Source organism: Microcystis sp. M53602_WE12 (assembly GCF_030065455.1).
Lineage (GTDB): Bacteria > Cyanobacteriota > Cyanobacteriia > Cyanobacteriales > Microcystaceae > Microcystis > Microcystis aeruginosa.
Genome location: NZ_JASJFB010000898.1, coordinates 1 through 1,937, shown reverse-complemented (window position 1 = coordinate 1,937; position 1,937 = coordinate 1). Strand labels below are relative to the sequence as shown.

Sequence of the window (1,937 nt, the reverse complement as noted above, 5' to 3'; positions counted from 1 at the left end):
TAATTCCCCTAAAGCTTGCCCTAAAATTGTCGCTGAATCTCCTAAATTACTGCCCAGAGCGATCGCTGCCCGCTTCATCCACATCCTTCCTCAACAATAATCTCGGCTAATTCCCCCGTCGCTCCCAAAGATTTACCTAAAAATATATTGACATTTGGATGCTTTTGTGATAGTTCAAAAACTTGGGCTTCGATCGCGGCCGTAATTCCACCGGCAAAGAGGAAATAGGGCAGTATAGGGATTGTTTGGCTACCTTGAGCGATTAAAATCTCGATTTGTCGGGATAAACTCGGTTCTATCGACCAATAAGCTGTAATTGCCCCAAAAAACGCCGCTAGGTTTTCCACCTCCCGATTACCGCCAGGGCGACGACTACCGTGGGACAGTAAAATGGGTTTTTGCGGGCTTAAATCAGCCAATTGTCGGGATAACAGCGATTTTATGCCCTGATAACTGCCTAAATGGGGCTTTAACTCTAGCTCAATCGGCGATCGCACTTTGGCCACGGCTGCGGGAATATCTTCTTTAACGTGAACCCCCGACAGGAGAAACAGGGGGATAATCTGCAACCGGTTACATCCTTGGCTTTGCGCTTGTTGGGCAAAAGCTTCTATTTGTTGATGGAGAGGTGTTATCGCTAATTCTAGGGCGGCAGTCCCCACTAATACCCGATTATCTGCTTCTAGAACCGCTATAGGTGGGCTAAACTCCGATTTACTCGCCAATCTTTCGGCGGGTTGACTGATTTTTTCTTGAACTAAGGCTGCTAATCGTGTCACCGCCATGGCTGGACGCGGACCGCGACTACCGTGGAAAACCAATAAGTAGGCTGAGGAGGTCTTCAAAGAAATCTTGCCAAAATAGTTTAGTTTTTAGCCTAATACATTTTGTCTCCCTTTAGGCATCAATGCCCCTGATATTCTCGATTTAGCTGGTAAGCGGGAAAACGTCCCCATTGGTGGGAAGTGCTACCATTTTACGCGATGTAAAGTGTGAGCAAATCAGCCCGCCGGCTTGAGTTAGCCTAGATATTGAGATATAATTGCTATTGACAGAAACTGCCAGAGGTATATTTGTATTATGCGGGTAATTAGCCGTCGAATACTTCGCGATTTCTGTATGACCAACGCTAATTCCTGCGAGTCTCTCTATGATTGGTATAGAGTCGCTAGTAAAGCAGAATGGCAAAATCTAATCGATGTGCAAGCCACTTATAAAAGTGCTGAATCTGTTGGTAATTTCACTGTTTTTAACATTAAAGGAAATCACTATCGTCTAATTGTAGATCTAGTTTATAACCGACAGACTATCTATATTAAATATATTCTTACCCACGCCGAGTACGATAAAGAAAATTGGAAAAATGATGCTTACTTTTAATTCTAAAACCTATGGAGAATTACTCGCTCACTATCAACCAAAAGCAATCACCACAGAGGCGGAAAACGAGCGAGCGATCGCAATTGCTCAAGAGTTGGAACATCGCTCGGAACTTAGTTTAGAGGAGGAAGCTTTACTGGAGTTATTGATTAGTTTGATCGAAAGGTTCGAGGCAGATAATTATCCAATTCCTGACAGAAATCCTTTAGCAACTTTACGGCATCTTATAGAAGCTAACGAGATAGAATATCCAGAGCTAATTACTATTTTGGGTTCCCCTGATGCGGTGCAGCAAATAATTAATGGACAACGCAGCATCAATCAGTCAGAAGCTAGGTCTTTGGGAGCATATTTTCGGGTTGATGCCAGTTTATTTACTTGATAAGTAACTAAGGAAAATTAATTAGGGTTTGCTGAAAAAGCTTTTCCTGGGGGCAGGGTGTGGGGTGTGGGGTGTGGGGTGTGGGGTTTTACCCATTTTCAGGGGGTCAATTACCTAATTTTCAGGGAAAAAGTACCTGAATTTTCCCCCCAATCACTCCAAAGGTCGGCACTTT

3 protein-coding genes and 1 pseudogene are annotated in these 1,937 nt (G+C 43.7%); 2 read left to right on the top strand and 2 right to left on the bottom strand.

The window, feature by feature from the left end:
- Window positions 1-78: pseudogene (locus PX482_RS27430) on the bottom strand (2-amino-4-hydroxy-6-hydroxymethyldihydropteridine diphosphokinase); the annotation flags it as partial.
- Window positions 75-845: a sirohydrochlorin chelatase gene (locus PX482_RS27425; RefSeq protein ID WP_502888579.1), complete on the bottom strand. Its 771-nt coding sequence runs from the start codon at window positions 843-845 to the stop codon at window positions 75-77. The gene PX482_RS27425 and the pseudogene PX482_RS27430, both read right to left, overlap by 4 nt.
- Before the next feature lie 235 nt (window positions 846-1,080).
- On the opposite strand from PX482_RS27425, the gene PX482_RS27420 reads away from it, so the two are divergent.
- Together PX482_RS27420 and PX482_RS27415 are read left to right on the top strand one after the other, a co-directional pair.
- A complete protein-coding gene (locus PX482_RS27420) occupies window positions 1,081-1,380 on the top strand; it encodes a type II toxin-antitoxin system HigB family toxin (RefSeq protein ID WP_002763191.1) in 300 nt (99 codons plus the stop codon).
- Window positions 1,367-1,762, top strand: coding sequence for a helix-turn-helix domain-containing protein (locus PX482_RS27415; RefSeq protein ID WP_002763195.1), 396 nt, complete (start codon window positions 1,367-1,369; stop codon window positions 1,760-1,762). The genes PX482_RS27420 and PX482_RS27415 overlap by 14 nt, the downstream gene beginning before the upstream one ends.
- Window positions 1,763-1,937 lie beyond the last annotated feature (175 nt).